General features: G+C 64.8%; 19 protein-coding genes and 1 pseudogene. 12 read left to right on the top strand and 8 right to left on the bottom strand.

Annotated features, from left to right (window positions below; genetic code table 11):
- Positions 1-198: 198 nt before the first annotated feature.
- The 4 genes from QE363_RS08185 to QE363_RS08170 are packed head-to-tail and all read right to left on the bottom strand — an operon-like array spanning position 199 to position 5,141.
- A complete protein-coding gene (locus tag QE363_RS08185) occupies positions 199-522 on the bottom strand; it encodes a PilZ domain-containing protein (protein WP_309694170.1) in 324 nt (107 codons plus the stop codon).
- 5 nt (positions 523-527) lie between these two features.
- Complete coding sequence (locus QE363_RS08180; protein ID WP_309694168.1) at positions 528-2,174, bottom strand: hypothetical protein; 1,647 nt, start codon at positions 2,172-2,174, stop codon at positions 528-530.
- Positions 2,175-2,179: 5 nt separating this feature from the next.
- Positions 2,180-2,944 carry a hypothetical protein gene (locus QE363_RS08175; RefSeq protein ID WP_307104338.1) on the bottom strand — a complete coding sequence of 255 codons (765 nt, stop codon included), beginning with the start codon at positions 2,942-2,944 and terminating at the stop codon, positions 2,180-2,182.
- 49 nt (positions 2,945-2,993) lie between these two features.
- On the bottom strand, positions 2,994-5,141 hold the full coding sequence (locus QE363_RS08170; protein WP_309694164.1) for an ATP-binding cassette domain-containing protein: 2,148 nt from the start codon (positions 5,139-5,141) through the stop codon (positions 2,994-2,996).
- Between the two features lie 326 nt (positions 5,142-5,467).
- Between QE363_RS08170 and QE363_RS08165 the strand changes: the two genes are divergently transcribed.
- The 10 genes and pseudogenes from QE363_RS08165 (at position 5,468) to QE363_RS08120 (ending at position 15,060) form a co-directional block, all read left to right on the top strand.
- On the top strand, positions 5,468-6,685 hold the full coding sequence (locus QE363_RS08165) for an HlyD family type I secretion periplasmic adaptor subunit (protein WP_309698148.1): 1,218 nt from the start codon (positions 5,468-5,470) through the stop codon (positions 6,683-6,685).
- Between the two features lie 40 nt (positions 6,686-6,725).
- Entirely contained in the window at positions 6,726-8,180 is a 1,455-nt protein-coding gene (locus QE363_RS08160; RefSeq protein WP_309694162.1) for a TolC family protein, read from the top strand.
- Positions 8,181-8,457: 277 nt separating this feature from the next.
- Positions 8,458-8,883, top strand: coding sequence for a DUF983 domain-containing protein (locus QE363_RS08155; protein WP_307104332.1), 426 nt, complete (start codon positions 8,458-8,460; stop codon positions 8,881-8,883).
- Positions 8,861-9,199: a hypothetical protein gene (locus tag QE363_RS08150; RefSeq protein WP_309694158.1), complete on the top strand. Its 339-nt coding sequence runs from the start codon at positions 8,861-8,863 to the stop codon at positions 9,197-9,199. Before QE363_RS08155 ends, QE363_RS08150 begins: the two co-directional genes overlap by 23 nt.
- A 68-nt stretch (positions 9,200-9,267) precedes the next feature.
- Complete coding sequence (locus tag QE363_RS08145; RefSeq protein ID WP_309694155.1) at positions 9,268-10,668, top strand: PLP-dependent aminotransferase family protein; 1,401 nt, start codon at positions 9,268-9,270, stop codon at positions 10,666-10,668.
- Positions 10,669-10,790: 122 nt separating this feature from the next.
- A pseudogene (locus QE363_RS08140) lies at positions 10,791-12,183 on the top strand (cytochrome ubiquinol oxidase subunit I).
- A gap of 6 nt (positions 12,184-12,189) precedes the next feature.
- On the top strand, positions 12,190-13,197 hold the full coding sequence (cydB, locus tag QE363_RS08135; RefSeq protein ID WP_309694153.1) for a cytochrome d ubiquinol oxidase subunit II: 1,008 nt from the start codon (positions 12,190-12,192) through the stop codon (positions 13,195-13,197).
- Positions 13,197-13,319, top strand: coding sequence for a DUF2474 domain-containing protein (locus QE363_RS08130; RefSeq protein ID WP_309694150.1), 123 nt, complete (start codon positions 13,197-13,199; stop codon positions 13,317-13,319). The genes cydB and QE363_RS08130 overlap by 1 nt, the downstream gene beginning before the upstream one ends.
- A 75-nt stretch (positions 13,320-13,394) precedes the next feature.
- The gene (locus QE363_RS08125; RefSeq protein ID WP_309694146.1) at positions 13,395-14,027 is read left to right on the top strand and encodes a 2-dehydro-3-deoxy-6-phosphogalactonate aldolase; all 633 of its coding nucleotides are present in this window, start codon (positions 13,395-13,397) and stop codon (positions 14,025-14,027) included.
- Positions 14,020-15,060: a fatty acid desaturase gene (locus tag QE363_RS08120; protein ID WP_309694143.1), complete on the top strand. Its 1,041-nt coding sequence runs from the start codon at positions 14,020-14,022 to the stop codon at positions 15,058-15,060. Before QE363_RS08125 ends, QE363_RS08120 begins: the two co-directional genes overlap by 8 nt.
- 6 nt (positions 15,061-15,066) lie before the next feature.
- On the opposite strand, the gene QE363_RS08115 is transcribed toward QE363_RS08120, so the two are convergent.
- Positions 15,067-15,966 (bottom strand): LysR family transcriptional regulator, encoded by a 900-nt coding sequence (locus tag QE363_RS08115; RefSeq protein ID WP_309694141.1) that lies wholly within the window; start codon positions 15,964-15,966, stop codon positions 15,067-15,069.
- 124 nt (positions 15,967-16,090) lie between these two features.
- Here QE363_RS08115 and QE363_RS08110 point away from each other — a divergent pair, with 124 nt between their 5' ends.
- Together QE363_RS08110 and QE363_RS08105 are read left to right on the top strand one after the other, a co-directional pair.
- On the top strand, positions 16,091-16,765 hold the full coding sequence (locus QE363_RS08110; protein ID WP_309694137.1) for a DsbA family protein: 675 nt from the start codon (positions 16,091-16,093) through the stop codon (positions 16,763-16,765).
- A gap of 24 nt (positions 16,766-16,789) precedes the next feature.
- A complete protein-coding gene (locus tag QE363_RS08105; protein WP_309694135.1) occupies positions 16,790-17,398 on the top strand; it encodes an NAD(P)-dependent oxidoreductase in 609 nt (202 codons plus the stop codon).
- Between the two features lie 254 nt (positions 17,399-17,652).
- Here QE363_RS08105 and QE363_RS08100 read toward each other — a convergent pair whose 3' ends face one another.
- The 3 genes from QE363_RS08100 to pcaD all read right to left on the bottom strand — a co-directional run bounded on the left by QE363_RS08100 (position 17,653) and on the right by pcaD (position 21,074).
- Positions 17,653-18,603 carry a carbon-nitrogen hydrolase family protein gene (locus QE363_RS08100; RefSeq protein ID WP_309694132.1) on the bottom strand — a complete coding sequence of 317 codons (951 nt, stop codon included), beginning with the start codon at positions 18,601-18,603 and terminating at the stop codon, positions 17,653-17,655.
- Positions 18,604-18,690: 87 nt separating this feature from the next.
- Positions 18,691-19,893, bottom strand: coding sequence for a 3-oxoadipyl-CoA thiolase (pcaF, locus tag QE363_RS08095; RefSeq protein ID WP_309694129.1), 1,203 nt, complete (start codon positions 19,891-19,893; stop codon positions 18,691-18,693).
- Positions 19,893-21,074: a 3-oxoadipate enol-lactonase gene (gene pcaD, locus QE363_RS08090; protein WP_309694126.1), complete on the bottom strand. Its 1,182-nt coding sequence runs from the start codon at positions 21,072-21,074 to the stop codon at positions 19,893-19,895. Before pcaD ends, pcaF begins: the two co-directional genes overlap by 1 nt.

Genomic DNA, 21,074 nt, shown 5'->3' with positions numbered 1-21,074 from the left:
CGCCGTTTGCGACGCCGTGTTGGTCTTATCCGGTTTGCCTGCGCCCTGCTGCGCTGCCTTGTTCGCCTGAACCATTTTTGACCTGCCAGACCGATTGAGGTTAAATATCAAATAAAACGGGTGAGCTTGTCATTATTCCGACAATGCCGCCCGTGTAGTGCAATAGGCTTTTGGATAAGACGCCGCCTTCGACTCGGATCAGGATATGATCGCGTCGAGTGACAACATCTCTCTGAAATGAACGCCATAGCCGCGCGGCGTGGTGTTGACGATCACACCTTCCACGACACTTTCTCCTACTGACAATCGCACAAAGCCTCCCGCGCGATTGAGTAGATAGACTTGCGGCGGACGAAACAATGCCCCTTTGCTGGCGATATCCAGTATCTTTCCTTTCAGAACGATACCGCTCTCGATCAGTGTCAGACTGGCATCCAGCCGACATTCGAGCCGACGCTGAGATCGGGCGGCGGCATAATCCCGGTGGAAGACTTTCCAGACGACCGCCTTGGCGCGAGACATGCCCATCAATTTTTCCCCAGATTTTCGTTGATACGCGTCTCGGTGATATCGTCACGCAGACGCTCCGCACGTGCGGTCAAAACATTCATATGCGCACGGGCATGCTCAAGCTCGCCCCGCACGGTCGCCGCCATTCCGCTGGCTTCGATCATCCCGGCCAGCGCGGAAAGACGTTCGCTCTCCTGCGCCAGCGCATCGAGAAGCGTGGCCGCCTTGACGCGGTCGGCCGAGACGGCATTCCGAAACCGCGCGACCTCCCGCTGCAATTCCTCTTGGAGACGATATTGCCGTTCCATCGTCTCCCGGATCTCGATGGCGAACCGGCGATAGTCACGCTTCGTCCGGATTTCGTCCCGGCGTCTGCCAAAAGCCGCCAGAAGACGATGATGCAGCATTCGCGCATCGAAGCGCGTGGATGCATCGTCCTTCATGACCGGCCATTGCAGGGTTACGGGTTCCCGATCGAGCAAAGCTTCCCCGCATGCGAGAATCTGGTCGAGCGTTCGGACGATACGATCCTCGCGTTCATTCTCGGCATGACGCTGCTGCCAGGCCATTTCGCGCAGCGACGTCATCACGTCATGCAAGTGGGCGCGGTCGAACCGAACCTCAGCGAAGAGCAATTCCATATCGGCCGCCAATCGAACCTGGTGCCGCCCCAGATCGGCCACGACATCGGCGATCGGCTGAAGCAGCGGTGTGGGGTCGGTAACGCGTGCCACCATGTTCGACAGGTCGGCCATGGCGTCGTGCAGACGGGACAATGTCACCTGTATCCCGAGGTCATTCCGCTGCCCCTGCTCCACCGCCTGGTGCAAGGTCGACAATTGGCGCGCCGCCACGTCCATCGCGCGCACCAATGAAGGCGCGCCGGCCCCGACTACGCCTCGCGACTCCACTTCCGTGGCACCTTCGAGGGTCGTGACGCTCGACAGCCAATGCTCATAATCGTCCCTCAGCGACTTGGCCGCCTTGGTCATGCAACGCTCGAGCGCACCAAGCACCATCGATGTGGACAGGCCGAAGAGCGAAGAACTGAAACCCACCGACATACCGCGCAGCGGGGCCTTCATGCCTTCGATCATCTTGCCGAAGCTGTCGCCGCCCGCCGTGCCGGAGACATCCATACCCCCGATCAGGTCACCCACGGACCCGACAGTATGCATCAGGCCCATGAACGCGCCGATCAGGCCCATGAAGACCATCAGGCCCGAGAAGTAGAGAATGACCGACTTCTGTTCGTTGATGCGCTGGTCGACGCTGTGGACGAGCGATTCCGCCACCTTGGACGGCAGATTGACGACCCCGTCCTTGGCGAGCTGTTCCGCGATCAGGCGATAGCCCTGTCCCAGCAGGTGCGGCTCATGGAAGATGCTCGCGGGCGTTTCGTAGACGCTGTCGTCCGCCTCCAGGATCGCGCTGCTCTGTTGCAGCGCGCGCAGGGCCTGCACTTCGTTGCTCAGCGCCAGGACGTTGCGGAAGGCGATGATCGCAGCGACGGAAAACAGCGCAAATATCGACAGGTTCAGCGCCATCTTGGCCTTGATGCCCGCGATGACGAAGTCGTGCGCATAGACGCCGACGCCGATCATGATCGTCATGACCGCCGACATCTTGATGAGTTCGTCGCGTATCTGGCGTTTCATGGCCATGCCCCTCAATTCTTGACGACGATGCGGACGGAGTTCGCGTCATCGGACTTGGGGTCCACCACGCGGGTTTCCGTGACGATATCGTCGGGCTTGATACCGGCCTGGATCAGTAGGTTGCGGGTCGCCGCCGCCCGATAATATGCGATCCGCATCGGCTCGGAGATCGCCCCGGTACTGCTGACCAAGGACCAGATCCCATATTTCCGGCCTGGCTGCGCCGCGCCTTTCAGGAAAGACTGCACCTTTGCCGCGTCCTCATCGGTGTATCGAACAGCGTTCGGATCGAAGTCGACCCGCAGGAGCGTTGAGGCGGTGGTGATGCGCATGCCCTTTGTCTCGCTGGGCCGCTCCGTCGACTTGGCAGCGATCCGCATCGTATCGGGCGTATCCCGGGTCAGGATGGACAACTGGTCCTTCCCGTTCGTCGCGGTTTCGGACATCAGCGGAGAGCCGAGCTGCGCGATGGAACTGCCCGAAGCCGCATCGGACGGGGATTGGACAGGCCGCATGCCCTCGACACCCCGGCTGGCCGCCTTGTTCGCAGGATTGCTCGCCGTCGGTGCCGTTTCCCCTGCCACCGCCCGCTGCCCGTTGCTCTGCTGCATCTCATTGATCTTCTGCTGCATGACCTGAACCGTCCGCTTGGACAGTTCCATGACCGCCGCACTCATGATGACCAGCAGAAAGGTCACGACCATGATCACCGCGGTCAGTACGTCCACGAATGCCGGCCAGTGATTGACTTCGCCGTCTTCAGATGCCCCTGCCACGTTACCCCTTTCCCTGATTGTCCGGTTGCTTGCCCGTGAATGGCGCCCTTCACGCGGCGCGTGCCGTCTGACGCTGGCGCAGGTGCGCCAGAAGCTGGTCCCTGGGTTGATCGGCCAGGATGCGTCCGTTCTCCATCCAAAGCACCCGGTCCACGAGGTCGAGCACGGCGAACCGATGGGTGGCGATGACCAATGTCCGGTCGGTGCTGAATTCCCGCAGTCCGCGGATCACGGCCTGTTCCCCATCGATGTCCATCGATGCGGTGGGTTCGTCCAGCAACAGGATGCGGGGGTCGCGCATGAAGGCACGCGCCAGCACCACCGCCTGGCGCTGACCACCGGAAAGCCGGCAGCCCCCGCCCCCGACCGTGCGGCTCAGGCCTTCCTTCGACTGGATGACGAACTGATGGACGCCCGAAGTCTTCAGGGCCCGCTCCAGCAATGCCGGATCGGGAGCCGCACGCCCCAGCACGATATTCTCATAGATCGTATCGTCGAAAAGCGTTGCATCCTGCGTTGCGAACGCGATGTTTTCCCGCAGCAGAGAGGCCGCATATTGCTCTACGGCATGACCATCGATCAGGAACGCGCCTGAGGTGGGCGCGACCAGGCCCCCAAGCAGTTTGAGCAGCGTGGATTTGCCGGAGCCGGCCAGCCCGATGATCCCGATCTTCTCGCCAGGCCCGATCTCCAGGTTTATGTCATGCAGAACCGGCGCGCTTGTATCGGGATAGGCATAGCCTGCATTCTCGAAGGCCAATTGCCCGACAAAGGGACGGGCTTTGACTGCCATGTCCGATGTTTCGACCTCTGGCTCGAGCGCCAGGAGATTGGCCAGTGCCCCGAATTGCGTCAGACTCTGATAGCCCTTGCCGATGATCCCGATCGCCGACGAGACGAGGCCCATGGCGCGACCCGCCAACATGTTGCAGGCGATCAGCGCACCAGCCGTCATCACCCCGGCGCGGATTTGATAGATGCTGATGACGACGATCCCGATCGTCACCGCCTGAACGATGAAGGCCGAGGCGACCGCCGGAATCTCCTGCCAATGACGGGTGGCCTTGCCATTCATGCCGACATGGTCGGAGAGGATGTCCCATCGGCGCAGAAAGCGCCCTTCGGCCTGATTGCTCTTGATCGTATGCAGGCTGCCCACGACGTCAGCGACCAGGTTACTGCGCGCCTGCACCAATTTGCTGGACCGATGGCTGCCGAACTTCAGTCCATAGGCCGAAGCCAGTCCGATCAGGGACATCGCAAGAGCGCCGAATAGCGGCACCACCGCCACCCAGCCGCCGATCATGGCAATCAGGGCAAGGAAGGCGAAGAAAAAGGGAATTTCCACGCAGAAGGTGGCCGCCGCATGCGGCGCAAGCATCGCCATCGATTCGATATCGCGAAGCGCCGTCATCAGGCTTCCGACGGTCCAGTTCGACTTGTCGATCCGCGCGTGCAACACCGAGGCCATGGCGCGATGCTGTATGCCCTGACCGACGCGCAGACCGATCGCATCGATGAAAACCGACCGCGTCTGCTTGAACAGGCATTCGAAGACCAGGATGAGCAGAGCGCCGAAAGAGAGCGCCCACAGGGTATCGACGGCCAGGTTCGGCACCACCCGATCGTAAATGGCCCGCATATACAATGGGATGGCGAAAGCACACATGTTGAGCAGCAACGCGGCCAGCAACAATTGCGCAAAATTTCGCCGTTCCGAAAGGAAACATGAGAACAGCCAAGTGCGGGGATTGGCCCGTATGCGTTCACGCTGGTCGCAGGCCAAACTACCGTTGACGGAATCGACATGGCCAACGATCAGCATCTGATCGGTGGTCGCTGCGGCAACCTCATCGATCGGGACAAGCCGTTCGCCCGTACCGTCGATTATCGTCAATTCTCCGACGCTGGATCTCGCCCTGGCGACCAGATAGCCGCCATCGATCAGGCAAAGCACCGCAGGCAGATGCGCTTCGGTCAGCTTCCGCACGTTGCGCCGTTCCCATCTGGCGTCCAGATCCACGCGCGCGCATGCGAACGGCGCGAACCGGGCATCGAGATCACCACCGCTCATCGGCAGTGACGCGCTCAAATCGACAGAACCGACAGTAATACCCGAATTTTCAGCAATTTTTACAATTGCATCGACCAGTCCAAGCCCAACAACGCCGTTAAGTTTCGTGCCCTGGAAGCTCACGCGACTCCGCATCACAGTCGCGATAACCATTTGAAAGTATGACTTTCGCTTCCTCATAACAAGCACGATTCCCCCATTGCATCTCCACATCTACATTCTTTTTATATATTAAGCGTAAATCACAGGCAAACAGGATAACGCAAGGGCATATTCGAACAATGCTAAGACGCATGACTCGATTTCTGACTAGTTTATCATGCTCTATCAGCAGGATATTCCGCGCCGATGGCGACTTAACGCAGGAAAACCTAAATTTTACAAGGATAGACGGACTTCAACCTTGGAGTGCAAGGATTGAAACTTCCAAGTCTTTCAACATCTTGAAAGTGCTGGCCGTTGCTCTTGCGAGCCTCCTGCTATGGGCGGCGCTGTTCCAGATCGACAAGGTCACGCGTGGCACCGGTCGCGTCCTGCCTTCGATCCAAAACCAAGTGGTCCAGCATTTGGAAGGCGGGATCGTGAAGCAGATTCTGGTTCGCGAAGGACAACGCGTCCGCAAGGGCGATATCCTTCTGCGCCTATCCAACCAGCAATCGAACGCCGAACTCGACAACGCACAGACCGACGTTGCAGCGAAACATATCAGCATCCTTCGCCTTGAAGCCGAAGCATCCGGCGCAGATCATTTTACTGCGCCGCCCGAACTGGCACGACTGGCTCCTGATATCGCTCGGTCGGAAGAGGCATTCTTTGCGTCGCAGCGCGCCGATATTCAGCAGCAAATCAGCGTATACGACCATCAAATCCAGGGTTTCCGTGCCGACATCGCGAGTTCCACGGCGCGACTGGCCAGCCTCCGCAAAGAAGAGAGCACGGTCGAAACGCAACTGGAGCGGCTGCGGCGTGCCCTGGCATCCGAAGCGGTGTCGGAAAATGCCGTGCTCGAGAAACAGGGCGAATTGCAGCAGGTCCGCACCCGTATCTCCGATACGATCACGTCAATTCCCAAATCCCAGGCCGGGCTTGCGGAGGCGACGGCGAAGCGCGGCGAAGCCTGGACGAAATATCTGTCCGACACCCGCGAAAAAGCCGCGACCCTGAGACTGGAAATGACCAAGGCCGGGCACGCGCTCAACGCCTTTCAGGATCGCAATTTTCGCGAGGAGGTTCGCGCCCCGACCGACGGCTATGTCAACAAGCTGCTTGTCCAGACCCTGGGCGGCATCGCCAAGCCGGGCGAGCCTCTTGTCGAGATCGTGCCCGTCGACGACGCCGTGATGATCGAAGCGCGCGTTTCGCCGCGCGACCGCGGCAACATCTGGATTGGCCTACCGGCGGTGGTGAAGATCAGCGCGTATGATTCCACCATCTTCGGCGGGCTCGATGCCAGGGTCGAGGATATTTCCGCCGACGCCCTGCAAGATCCCAAAGGCGAGCTTTACTACCGGGTACGACTGCGCGCCGATACGCGCCGGTTCGACAAAACAAAGCCCGTGCTGCCAGGCATGACCGCAGAAGTAGACATCCGGTCCGGTCACCAGACGGTGCTCAGCTATATTTTGGGGCCTCTGATCCGCGTGCGGGATGGGGCTTTCCGCGAATAACGATGATCCACCAATCTTTCTTTCCGGGGGGAATGCGACAATGACGAATAAATCCAAGCCGTCGTGGTATGCCGGGAACGGGCTTGTTCTTGGGGTTGCAATTGCGATAGCCGCACAGGCCGGTGGCGCGGAGCCACGCTCTCCGAATAAGCAAGGCGGGAGGCGCAGCGCCGCCGCCGCCGCCCCCACGACCACCGTTCAGCCTGATGCTCAGCCGAGTGCCGTGGCGAAGGAGTCGCTCCGTGACGCCATCGTCGCGTCGCTCAAGCAGAACCCGGATATCCAGATCGCCCTCGCGCAGCAGGACGACGCAAAATATGGCGTGAACGAAGCACGCGCGGCATATCTTCCCCGGGTCGATATGACATTGGCCAGCGGTCCCGAATATGTCCAACCGAATGCGGCCAGCGACTCGCTGCTCCAGCGACGCGAGGGCGTGCTGACTATTCATCAGAACCTATGGGACTTCGGTGTCACCATCAATGACATCAAGCGTGCCAACGCCGCTTATGCCAGTGCGCGATGGGGCACGCGCAAGAAGATCGAACAGATATCGTTCGAAATATCATCCGCCTATCTCGGCGTTCTGGAAAAACAGAAGCTTGTCGACTTGATCGGCGAGGAGATCGAGACCCAAGCGAAAATGTCCAAGATGATCGCGGTGCAGAAGGATTTGGGGCTCACGACCAGCGCGGATGTCAGCCGCGCACAGGTCCGACAGGACAATCTTCAACAGTTGCTGCTCGACGCGCAGAGTCAGCTTCAACAGCAGCGCGAAGCCTATCGCCGTTTGACAGGGCGCCTTCCCGACCGCGCGACCGATCTGCCCCCCGTTGACTCAGCTCTGCCGCCCAACCCCGATTCCGCCGTCGATGTGATCGAACAGCGAAACCCCGATCTGGCGCAGGCGAGCCAGGATCGTCGCTCGATCGAGCGTCAGCTTGCCAGTCAAAAAGGCAATTTCTTCCCGCGCATCGGCCTCGATCTCCAGGGCAACCATCGCTACGAGGTCATGGGCCGTACGGGACGCGCCGACGATGCTCGCGCCGTCGTCACGATCAGCTACAATCTGCTCAATGGCGGCGCGGACATGGCGCTGAAACGCAGGATCGAAGCAAGGCTGCGCGAGGCGGATTACCAGTTGCTGAAAGTTCGGCGTGACGTCGAACAGGATCTGAGAGTCGATTTCCAGTCGCTCAAGGCAGCCAATGAGAAAATGGCCACGATCGAGTCACAGATCGATGCTGCTCAAAAGGTGGTAACGCTCTACCGCGAACAGTTTCGATCCGGTCAGCGGTCCGTGTTCGATCTGCTCGATAGCCAGCAGGCGCTATTCCAAGCGAAGCAGAACCAGCTTTCGAACTATACGCAGAAACAGGTCAGCGGCCTCCGGGTATTGCAGAAGATGGCAGAATTGTTCCGCTTTGTAGGAGGAGGCGAACCGCCGCCGCTGAGCACCCCCGCACCCATTATCGTCGGCGTGCCGGCGCGTTAGGGCCAGGGTTTATGATTTGCACCCACTTGGCGATGGCGTCCCGATAATCTCAAGGGGCGGTTGCCAAGTGGATGCAGGTCCAGTTCGCCCCCTTGGGTCCGGACTCCTCGATCGCAGCCAGCAGATGACAGTGGCAGCGGGGCCGATCCGGCGGTCGGCGACATGACGCGAGCGGCTTGCGGTCGGCGTGGGGGAAATCCATTCAGCCATACATAAGAATCGACAAACCATACATAATGCATTATGCATGGATAAACGACCATGCGATGGTGCTCCTATGCCTGCAAATATCCTTTCCGACGGCTTTCGCCGGATTTTGAAGAGTGGCTGGAAGGGGCTTTGCCCCCGATGCGGCAAGGGCCGGATGTTCGCGTCCTGGTTGAAGCTCGCGCCCCAATGCGAATGCTGCGGCCTGAACTATCGCTTTGCCGCCCCTGATGACGGGCCGGCCTTCTTCTCGCTGTGCATCGTCGCGTTCCCGCTGACCTTCGTGGTGGTGTGGATACAGGTCGCCTATAGCCCGCCCTGGTGGGTCCATCTGCTGACCTCCATGCCGCTGATGCTGCTCGGCTGCCTCTTGCCGCTGCGTCCGATCAAGGGGTGGCTGGTCGCATCGCAATATGTGAACCGGTCGGTGGAAGCAGGCACCGAAGCGCTTTGGAACCGGATGGATGGACGGGATGACAACCGCTTCGGCGACTGACCGGGTGACCGGCGAATTGCGGGAGGATGCCCGCTGCGCGGCGGCGCAACTGCTGGAAAGCCTCGGTCGGCACGAGGATGCGCGGATCATCCGGGCGGGCGGCGGAGACGATTTCCCGGAAGTCCGCGTCGCGCTTCATGCGCTCTGCGGCATGGCCGCAAAGGTCCAGCGGCTGGAACGTGCCCTGCGATGCTATGCCGACGAAACCCTGTGGGAAGCGCACCCGCATAGCGAGCCGCTGGCCGTGCATGACGGGGGCGCCATGGCTCGCGCCGCGCTGGCGGGCCGTGAGGCGTTCGAGCTGCACCGCGACTGACAGGACAAAATGTCCAGCTCATGGATTATGCATGGACATTGCATGGTTCGAGGGATAAGAAAACACCCATGCAAAGCTGGACACCCGATATCGATTCGTCATCCGGACCCAAATATCTGGCGATTGCGGACGCGCTGGCGCGCGACATCGAGGCCGGAATGCTGGGATCGGGGGACCGCCTGCCGCCGCAACGCGCGCTGGCGGAGACGCTGGGGGTCGACCTGACGACGGTGACGCGGGCCTATGGCGAAGCGCAGCGGCTCGGGCTGATCGAGGGGGACGGCCGCCGGGGCAGCTTCGTGCGCGAACAGCCCGTCCGATCCGCCGCACCCGACATGGCGCGCCCCCCTTTGGTCGAGCGGATCGATCCGGGCATGAATGCGCCGCCCGAACTCCCCGGTGGAGAGCTGGTCGATGCCTTTCGCCAAACGACCGCCGCCCTGCTCGGCGGGCCGGACGGCGGCGCGCTGTTCCAGTATCAGCCGACCGGCGGCCTGCCGTCGCTGCGCGAAGCCGGGGCGGCGCTGCTGCGGCGGCGCGGCATCGCCACGCAGGAGGACATGGTCCTGCTCGCCGCCGGTGGCCAGCAGGCGCTGCACGCGTTTTTCGGGGCCGAGCTGGTGGCGGGCGATCGCGTGGCGGTGGCGCCGTTCGCCTATCCGGGCCTCCTGGCACTGGCGCGGCGCTACGGCGTGCTGCTCCAGCCGGTTTCGGTGGATGCCCAGGGGATGGTCCCGGACGCGCTGGACGCCGCCTGCCGCGCGGGGACGATACGCGCCGTCTATATCGTGCCGACCAACGACAATCCGACGACCGCGACGATGGGCCTGGATCGTCGCCGCGCCATCGCCGAGGTGGCGGAGCGGCACGGACTGATGGTGATCGAGGACGACGCCTATGGACTGTTGCCGGAACGGCCGCTCGCGCCGATCGCATCCTTCGCCCCCGACCGGACATGGCATATCGCCAGCGTGTCGAAAATCCTGTCGCCGGGCCTGCGCGTTGCCTGGCTGCATGTGCCCGACATCGCCAAGGCCTGGCGACTGGCGGCGGACATGCACGAAACCGCGATCATGGCCCCGCCCCTCAATGCCGCGGCGGTCGCGGACTGGGTGGGCGGCGACACCTTCGCGCGCCTGGTGGCGGCGGTGCGAAGGGAGGCGCAGGCCCGCCAGGCGATGGTGCGCAAATGCCTGCCCAAGGGGAGCTATCATATGCAGGACGAAGGCTATCATCTATGGGTTCCCCTGCCCGCCGATGCCGACGCCGGATCGATCGCGCAGACGGTCCGCCCGCATGGCCTGTCGGCCATTCCCGGCGAGGCCTTTGCGGTCGATCGTTCGGCGGTGTCGTCGGCGCTGCGGGTGTCGATCGGCGGGATGCTGTCCCATGATCGGCTGGAGCGGGGCTTGCGGTTGCTCGGTGCGATGATCGCGCCGGACGCCACGCGAAAGATATCGCTGATCTGAGTTGATCTGATCCGATCCGGTCCGCCGGACCGAACGCACCGACGCATTTTCTTTGCCGCGTGGCGAAAGCCATGCCGTGTTGTCACGCGCCCCGACGGCGCGCCCGAGACAAGGAGTTCGCCATGGGTGACCAAGCCCTGTTACTGGCCCGTGCGCAATTCGCGTTCACGGTTTCCTTCCACTTCATATTCCCGGCCTTTTCGATCGGGCTGGCCAGTTTCCTGATGGTGCTGGAGGGGCTTTGGCTGCGGACCGGACGCGGCGTCTATGCCAATCTCTATCGCTATTGGCTGAAGATCTTCGCCGTGGCCTTCGGCATGGGCGTGGTGTCGGGGATCGTCATGTCCTACCAGTTCGGCACCAACTGGTCGGTCTTCTCCGAAAAGGCGGGGCCCATCGTCGGCCCGCTCATGGCCTATGAAGTGCTGACCGCCTTCTTCCTGGAGGCGGGGTTCCTGGGCGTCATGCTGTTCGGCATCACCAAGGTCGGGCCGCGGCTCCATTTCTTCGCGACCTGCATGGTGGCGCTCGGCACCTTCATCTCCGCCACCTGGATCATCAGCACCAACAGCTGGATGCACACGCCGACCGGGTTCGCGATCAACGCGCAGGGGCAGTTCGTTCCCGCCGGATCGTGGCTTCCGATCATCTTCAACCCCAGCTTCCCCTATCGCCTGCTGCACGTCGTCATCGCCGCCTATCTCACCACCTCGCTCGTCGTTGGCGCGGTGGGCGGGTGGCACCTGCTGAAGGACCGGACCAATCCGGGCGCGCGCAAGATGTTCTCGATGGCAATGTGGATGGTCGCGATCGCCGCCCCCGCCCAGATCCTGGCGGGCGACGCGCACGGGCTGAACACGCTGGAGCATCAGCCGGCCAAGATCATGGCGATGGAGGGTCATTATGACAGCCATCCCGACGGCGCGCCGCTGATCCTGTTCGGCATTCCGAACCCGGCCACGAAGCATATCGACTATGCGATAGAGGTGCCCAAGGCGTCCTCGCTCGTCCTGAAGCACGATCCGAACGCGCCGCTCGCCGGTCTGGACACCGTCGCCGACGACCGCGAGACCGCCCGTGGCGATCCTGTTCTGGTCGTTTCGCGTGATGGTCGGGTTGGGCATGGTCATGCTGTTGCTGGGGCTGGCCAGCCTGGCGGCCCGGTTCCGTCGCAAGCTCTATGACTGGACGCCGCTGCACCGCCTGGCGATCGCCATGGGGCCGTCCGGCTTCGTCGCGGTGATCGCGGGCTGGATCACGACCGAGGTCGGCCGCCAGCCCTTCACCGTCTATGGCTATCTGCTGACCGCCCAGTCGCATTCGCCGCTCAGGGCATCGGCGGTCGCCACGTCGCTGCTGACCTTCGTGGTCGTCTATTTCGTCGTCTTCGGGGCGGGCACCTATTACCTGCTCCGCCTGATGGCCAAGCCGCCGGAGGCGCACGAAACCGAGCCCGCCTCCACCCCGCAACGCGCGGCGGGCATCACCCCCGCCCCCGCGCTCGACAAGGAGTGACCGGCGATGTTCTACGATTATGATCTCGCCACCATCTGGGCGTTCATCATCGCCTTCGCCGTGTTCGCCTATGTCGTCATGGACGGTTTCGACCTGGGCATCGGCATCCTGTTTCCGACGCTGAAGGTCGGCGAAGAGCGCGATCAGGCGATGAACTCGATCGCGCCGGTCTGGGACGGGAACGAAACCTGGCTGGTGCTGGGCGGCGGCGGCCTGATGGCGGCCTTCCCGCTGGCCTATGCGATCATCCTGCCCGCCACCTATCCGCTCGTCATCGCGATGGTGCTCGGCCTGATCTTTCGCGGCGTCGCCTTCGAGTTTCGTTGGCGCGACCCCCGGCACCGGGCCTTTTGGGACGTCGCCTTTTGCGGCGGTTCGGTGGTGGCGACGCTGGCCCAGGGCGTGATGCTGGGCGCGGTGTTGCAGGGCATCCGGGTCGCGGGCCGGGCCTATGCGGGCGGGTCGTTCGACTGGTTGTCGCCGTTCAGCCTGTTGACCGGCGTCGCGCTGCTGGCCGGTTACGCCCTGCTGGGCGCGAGCTGGCTGATCGGCAAGACGCATGGCGACGTTCAGGACCATGCGCGGCGCATGGCGTTCCGCCTCGGCATCGCGACGCTCGTCGCGATGGCGGCGGTCAGTGCCGCGACGCCGTTCCTGGCGATCGACTATTGGCATCGCTGGTTCCGGATGCCCGGTGTCCTCTTCACCGCGCAGGTGCCGCTGGCCACGATCGTCTTCGGCTTCATCTTCTTCTGGAGCCTGAAGCGCGGTCGCGAGACATTGCCCTTCCTGGTCACGCTCATCCTGTTCGCGCTGGGCTTTGTCGGCCTGGGGATCAGCATGTTCCCCTATATCGTGCCCCGCGCGCTGACCATCTGGGACACCGCCGCACCGGAGAAGAGCCAGATCTTCATGCTGGTGGGCACCGTCTTCATCCTGCCGATCATCATCACCTACACGGCATGGGCCTATTATGTCTTTCGCGGGAAGACCGTCACCGAGGGCTATCACTGATGGTCGGCCAGCCCCCCGCGCCGCTGTGGCGCCGCCTCGGCTGGATGGCCGCGATCTGGCTGGCGAGCGTGCTGACGCTCGGCATCGTCGCCAGTATCATCCGCCACTGGCTCCTCCCCTGATCCCGAACGCTGCGACGGAGCGCATGACATGACCGGCGATACGACCTGGCCGACCACCGACGCGAGGATGGCGGCATGAAGACTCTTTTTTCCGACATCATGGCGGACCTTCCCTTGGTCGCGATCCTGCGCGGGATCACGCCAACGGAGGTCGAGGCGGTCGGCGACGAGCTGGTCGAGGCAGGTTTCCGGTTGATCGAGGTGCCGCTCACCTCGCCCGATCCGTTCGACAGCATCGCGCGTCTGGCCGGGCGATGGGGACAAGGCGCGATCGTCGGCGCGGGGACCGTGCGCCGGATCGACCAGCTCGACCGGCTGATCGAGGCGGGGGGCCGCCTGATGGTCACGCCCCATGGCGACCCCGCGCTGATCGCCGCCGCCTGTGCGCGCGGACTCGTCACCCTGCCCGGCGTCGCCACGCCCACCGAGGCGTTGGCGGCGCTGGATGCCGGGGCCGACGGGCTGAAACTCTATCCGGCGGAGATGATCCCGCCGAGCGCGGTCAAGGCGTTCCGCACGGTGATCGGCCCCGGCGTTCCGCTCTGTCCGACGGGTGGCATCGAGCCCGAGGACCTCGCCCCTTATGTCGCGGCGGGTGCCGATGGCTTCGGGCTGGGCGGCGCGCTCTACCGCCCCGGCGACACGGCCGAAGATGTAGCCGTCCGGGCGGCCGCCTTCGTATCGCGCTGGAAGACGCTTCATGGATGACCCGACGGCGCAGCGCCCCGAGGACCGCGAATTGCTGGCGGCCGCCGCCGCGATCGGCCGCGACCTCATGCGACCCGATCCGCGCATCTACTGGGCCGACCTGCTGCTGACCGCCATGGTGGCCTATGCCAGCCTTGCGGGCATGATGCGGCTTCCGCTCGGCGGCGCGACGATCGTCCTGGGCGTGGTCGCCATGCTCGCCTTTTATCGCGGGCTCAGCTTCATCCACGAACTGGCGCATCTCCGCCGGTCGCAGCTTCCGGGGTTCACGGCTGCCTGGAATCTCCTGTTCGGCATTCCGTTGCTGACCCCGTCCTTCCTCTATGACGACGTCCATGTCCGGCATCATGCCCGACCCATCTATGGCACGACGCGCGACCCGGAATATCTGCCGCTGGCGTCGATGCGACCGCAGCATCTGGTCCTCTTCCTCATGGCGGCGGGGTTGGCCCCGCTGGGCCTGCTGATCCGCTTCGGCCTGCTGGCGCCGCTCGGCATCGGCAGCGCCCGCCTGCGCCGGGCGACCGTCGCCCGCTATTCCGCGCTGGCGATCAACCCGGCCTTTCGCCGGACCGAGCCGCAAGGACAGGCGCGTCGCGAATGGCTCCGCCTCGAAATCGCGGCCAGCGCATGGGCCGTCGCGGTCATCCTGCTGGTCGCCACCGGGACCGTCGGCATGACGCAGGCGGGGCTGGCGCTCCTCCTCGGCTCGGGCCTGGCGGTCATCAACCAGTTCCGCACGCTCGTCGCGCATCTGTGGGAGAATGAGGCGGGCACGCCGATGAGCCTGACCGCGCAATATCTGGATTCGGTCAATGTGCCGCCCCCCGCGCTACTGCCCGCGCTCTGGGCGCCGGTCGGTCTTCGCTATCACGCGCTGCATCATCTGTTGCCGTCGGTCCCCTATCACGCGCTCGGCACGGCGCATCGGCGGCTGTCGGCCCGGCTGGGACAAACGCCCGAACGCGCCCGTGTCGACCATCGCAACATGCTGGCGCCGCTGCGTGCCATTTTCCGCGTTGCGGGCCGCTGAACCGGACTAGGCCGATCGCCTGCGCTCGATGTCCGCGAGCACGTCGATGAAATGCCGCACCCGCGCCGACCGGAACCGCGCCTCGGGGAAGACCGCATGGACGCCCCCGTCTGGCAGCGACCATTGGGGAAGCAGATGGACGAGCCGCCCCGCCGCCAGGTCCGCCGCGACCACGAAATCCGGCAGCACGGCCAGCCCGCACCCGGCCAGGACACAGGCATGGGTGGCGGGCGTCTTGTCCGCCATGACGACGGGCGACCCGGTACAGCGCCGCTCCTCCCCCTCGCGCGAAAAAGTCCAGTCGAGCGGATGCCGCAGCAGCCGGTTGCCGATCCACGGCATCGCCCCAAGCGCGTCCGGCGACAGGGCGTCCACCGCGCGGCGCGCCATGTCGGGCGTGCAGACCAGCAACTGGCGAAAGCTGCCCAGCCGACGCATCTGCAACCCGCTGTCCGGCAACCAGCCGAGCCGGATGGCGACATCGACCTCCGCATCGATCAGATCGAGGACGGCGTCGTCGAACGTCACCTCGGCCCGGACAGCCGGAAAGCGCGCGAGGAATGCCGCCATGGCGGGCGCGACCACCGCCCGGCCATAATCGCTGGGCGCCGTCACCGTCAGCGTGCCGGTCGGCGTCTCCACCCCCTGCGCCGCCTCGGCGAACGCATCGTCCGCATCGCGCAGGATCGCCATCGCGCGTTCGTGGAAGCGCCGCCCGGCATCGGTCAGGTGCAGCTTGCGCGTGGTGCGCTTGAGCAGCGCGACACGCAGTTCCTCCTCCAGACGGGCGACCTGATGGCTGACGACCGTCTTGGCGACGCCCAGCCGCTCCGCCGCGCGGGTGAAGGAGCCCGTCTCCACCGTCGCGGTGAAATAGCGGAGGCGATTGAGATTGGGGGCGTCCATCGTATGATTGTCCTGTTTGGACTTACAGTGTGTACGATTTGTACCGATTTATCCAGGTCATCGAACCGCCTATCTCCGTCATCGACCGGGCAGCCTCATGCTGCCGAGCCACAGGACGATGACCATGACCGGCATAGGCGACATGCAGTTCCGCTATTTCTTCGATCCGCTGTGCGGCTGGTGCTATGCCAGCGCGCCCGCGCTCGCCGCGCTCGCCGAGCAGGCGGGCGGCCGCCTGGACATGATGCCGTCCGGCCTGTTCGCCGCGCCCCGGCCGACCGCGTCGATCGCGGATCATGCCTGGCACAACGACCAGCGCATCGCGAGTATGACGGGCCAGCCGTTCAGCGAAGCCTATCACCAGCGCGTCCTCCAGGCGCCCGGCGGCGTGTTCGATTCCTCCGCTCTGACCCACGCACTGGTGGCGCTGGGCGAGTGGCAGCATGGCCTGGAGCCACGCTTCCTGCATCAGGCGCAGATCGCTCGCTATGTCGGCGGAGAGGATACGTCGGATGCAATGGTGGTGGCGCGGATCGCCGCATCGGTGGCGGACCAGGCGGGAATCGCGCTCGACGTCGCGGCGCTGGCCGATCGCCTGCGCCATGACGCGGACCTGCATGCCCGGACCGACGCCCGGATCGCCGAGACGCAGCGGGCGATGGCGGCGCTGCGGATCAGCGGGGTGCCGCAACTGGTCGCGATCGTCGGCGGTCGGCACGTCATCGTTCGCGGGGACGATATCTATGCGGGCGGCGATCGCCTGCTCACCGCTCTGGCCGCGCTGGACCGCGCGGCGTAATTTCACAAGAAGGGACGTAACATCATGAACATCGCCTTGATCGGCGCATCCGGCAATGCCGGTTCGCGCATCCTTGCCGAACTCGTCCGCCGCAATCACATGGTGACCGCGATCGCACGCGACACCGCCAAAATCGCCACCGCTCCGGGTGTTCGCGCAGTCGCTGTCGACCTGCACGACGGCGCGGCGCTGGCCGACGTACTGCGAGGCCATGACGCGGTCATCAGCTCGGTCCATTTCCTCGCCAGCGGCCCCGACGCACTGATCGATGCGGTGAAGGCATCCGGCGTGCGCCGCTATCTGGTCGTCGGCGGCGCGGGCAGCCTGGAGGTCGCGCCGGGCCAGCGCCTGATCGACAGCCCCGATTTCCCCGCCGCCTATCGCGACGAGGCGCTGGCCGGGGCGGCCTTTCTCGACAAGCTGCGGGGTGAGACGGATCTCGACTGGACGTTCCTGTCGCCCTCGGCGGTCTTCGCCCCCGGCGAGCGGACCGGGACGTTCCGGCTCGGCGGCGACGCGCTCCTGACCAACGCGAACGGCAGCAGCATCTCGTTCGAGGATTATGCGATCGCGCTCGTCGACGAACTGGAGGTTCCGGCCCACATCCGGCGGCGTTTCACCGTCGGCTACTAAGGCCGATCGATATTCGGGGATGCCTTCTTCTTGCCCTCTCCCCTGGACAGGGGAGAGGGTTAGCGAAGCTTGCCAGCCTGCTGGCTAGCGCAGCTTGGGTGAGGGGTTGAGCGAGCCCAAAGGCTCGCGCGCTCGCTTCGCGAGCGCCCACCCCTCACCCAGCTCCGACTAAGCCTTTGCTTTTGCAAAGGCCAAGTCTGCGCAACCCTCTCCCCTCTGCGAGGGGCGAGGGAAGGATAAGGCATCGCTATGCCTTATGCGGGCGGAGCGGCGTCCTCCGCTTCCACGGAGAGCGCCGACCGGGGCGTCGCATCGACACGCAGCGCGAACACATCCGGCCGGGAATAGTGACCGGCCACGTCGAGATCATATCGCCCGCGCACGACGTCATCTAGGTCGATCGTCGCGGCCAGCACGCCTTCGCGGCCGTGAAGCGGCCCGGCCACGATCTCGCCCATCGGATTGACGATGATGCTGCCGCCCTTGATCAATTCCGCCGTCGCGTCCTCCCCGGCAAATGCCGCATAGTCCGCAGGGGCGTCGGCGCGGGTCATATATTGGCACGCGCTGAGCAGGAACATGCGTCCCTCATAGGCGATGTGGCGCATCGACGCCTGCCAGATGTCACGCTCGTCCACCGTCGGCGCGCACCAGATTTCGACGCCCCGCGCGTACATCGACTGGCGCAACAGCGGCATGTAATTCTCCCAGCAGATCGCCGAGCCGATCCGGCCGACCGGCGTCTGGAGGACCGGGATCGTCGAACCGTCGCCCTGCCCCCAGACCAGCCTTTCGCTGGCGGTCGGCATCAGCTTGCGATGCTTGCCGATCAGCGCCCCATCCGGCCCGAAGAACAGCGCGGTGCAATAGAGCGTGGCGCCGTCGCGCTCGATCACGCCCGTCACCAGATTCGCCTTCATATCGGCCGCGAAGCCGCCGATCGTACGGACCTCCGGCCCATCGATCTCGATCGCCGCGCGCCAGTAGCGCAGATAATCCTCCCGCCCCTCGGCCGTGCGCGATCCGATGCGCGCGCCGAAGTCCAGGCCCTTGGGATAGCCGCCGATATAGGCTTCCGGAAACACCGCGAGTTCGACGCCGTCCTGTTTAGCGGCCTCGCAATGGGCGGCCATCCGCTCCAGCGTATGGGGGGTGTCGAACAGGGTCGTTCCAGCCTGCACGACGGCGACGCGATGTTGACGCACGCTATATTCCTCTATCGTCCGGTGTTCTTCAAAAACGGGTCCATCGATGCCCCTGGGCCGATGTCCTAATAGTAGTTGCGGCCTCGATCAGACTCGCTCGATCATCAGGGCGATCCCCTGCCCCACGCCGATGCACATGAAGGCCATGGCATAGCGGCCGCCGGTGCGATGCAGTTCCTCCACCGCCGTCATCGCGATGCGCGCGCCCGACATGCCGAGCGGATGGCCCAGCGCGATCGCACCGCCATTGCGGTTCACGCGAGGATCGTCGGGCGCGATGGCTAGGTCGCGCAAGGTCGCGATCGCCTGCGCGGCAAAGGCTTCGTTGAGTTCGATGACGTCGAGCTGGTCCAGGCCTATGCCTGTATTCCGACACAGCTTGCGTGCCGCCTCGATCGGCCCTGCGCCCATGATCCGTGGCGCGATACCCGCCGATGCCAGCCCCAAGATGCGCGCGCGGGGCGTCAGGCCGTGGCGGGCCGCCGCCGCTTCCGAGGCGACCAGCATCGCCGCCGCGCCGTCGTTGAGGCCCGAGGCATTGCCCGCCGTCACCGTGCCGTCGGCGCGGACGACGGGTTTCAGCTTCGCCAGCGCCTCCAGGCTGGTGGCGCGGGGGTGTTCGTCCTGCGTGACGACGATCGACTCCCCCTTTCGCTGGGGGATGGTGACGGGCACGATCTCCACGGCCATGCGACCGCTCGCGATCGCCGCCGCCGCCTTTTGCTGGCTGGCAAGCGCGAAGGCGTCCTGCTCCTCGCGCCCGATCCGCCATTGGTCGGCGACGTTTTCCGCCGTCTGGGGCATGGTGTCGACGCCATACGCCGCCTTCATCGCCGGATTGACGAAGCGCCAGCCGAGCGTGGTGTCTTCGATCTGCTGTGCCCGGTCGAAGGGGCCCGCCGCCTTGCCCATGACATAGGGTGCGCGGGTCATGCTCTCGACACCCCCGGCCATGACGAGTTCGGCATCGCCGCTGCGGATCGCCTGCGCCGCGATGCCGACCGCGTTCAGCCCCGATCCGCACAGCCGGTTGACCGTCCCGCCCGGCACCGTCTCCGGCAGACCGGCGAGCAGCACCGCCATGCGCGCGACGTTGCGATTGTCCTCGCCCGCCTGGTTGGCGCAACCCAGAAGGACGTCGTCGACGCCCTGCCAGTCGACATGGCGGTTGCGCTCCATCAGCGCGCGCAGGGGAATGGCGGCAAGGTCGTCGGCCCGAACGCTCGCCAGCGCGCCGTTCAGCTTGCCGATGGGGGTGCGGATCGCATCGCAGATATAAGCGTCGGGCATCAGGCGTCCTGTTCCAGCATTTCGATGATCTTCTGCGCCTCGGCAAAGCCGGTATTGGCGGCGGGTACGCCCGCATAGATGGCGGCCTGCATCAGCACTTCCTTCAGCTCGTCGCGGGTAAAGCCGCCCTGGGTCAGCCCGGCGCGCACATGCAGCGCGAATTCCTCCCAGCGCCCTAATGCGCAGGTGATCGCCAGCACGATCAGGCGGCGGGTCCGATCGTCCAGCCCCGGCCGACCCCAGATCTCGCCCCAGGCGATCCGGGTGATCATCGCCTGGAAATCGGCCGTCAGGGGCGTGCGCTTCGCCAGGCTGCGTTCGACCCATTCGTCGCCCAGCACCCGGCGGCGGTTGATCAGCCCGGCCTCGAACAGCGTATCGCTCGCCGCCTCGACCCCGTCGTCGGCGGTCAGGAAGCGGCGCAGCGCGGTGGCCAGCGCGGCGGGAGCCTCGATCGGTGGCAGGTGCGCCCCCTCGACCCCGGCATGGCGCGCGCCGGGGATGGTCGCGACCAGATGCTCGCCATGCCCGGCATAGGGGGTGGAGACGTCGCGCATCGCGGTGACGACCAGGGTCGGCACGGCAAGCCCCGCAATCCGCTCGATCAGCGCCATGTCGCGGATCGCCGCGCCCGCCCCGGCATAACCGGCATCCGATTGCCGCGCGATGCCGTCGCGCAAGGTTTCGGCGATCTCGGGATGCTGCGCGGCAAAGTCGGGCGACAGGAAGCGCCCGACCGCCATTTCGGCAATGGCACCGGTGCCCTGCGTGCGTACCGTGTCGATCCGCGCGCTCCACGCCGCCGGGTCCATCGTCGCCGAGGTGCAGATCAGCGCCAGCGCCGACACCCGTTCCGGGTGGTCGAGCGCCAGTTGCATCGCGACCATGCCGCCCAGCGACACGCCCACCACCGCCGCCGTCCCGACGCCCGCATCGTCCATGATCGCGGCGACATCGGCGGCCAGCATCGCCAGGCTATAGTCACCGTCCGGCGCGTCCGATCCGCCATGCCCGCGCGCATCGATGCGCAACAGGCGAAAGGCGGGGAGCAGCAGCGGCACGGTCCGGTCCCAAAGGCCGATATCCGTACCGATCGAGTTGAGCAGCACCAGCACCGGACGATCGTCCGCGCCCTCCAGCCGCCAGTGCAGGCGGGTGCCGCCGCGTGTCGTGAACGCCAT

Origin of the sequence: Sphingomonas sp. SORGH_AS_0870, from assembly GCF_031453175.1 — a bacterium.
GTDB lineage: Bacteria > Pseudomonadota > Alphaproteobacteria > Sphingomonadales > Sphingomonadaceae > Sphingomonas.
This window is presented reverse-complemented; position numbering and strand designations above follow the sequence as displayed.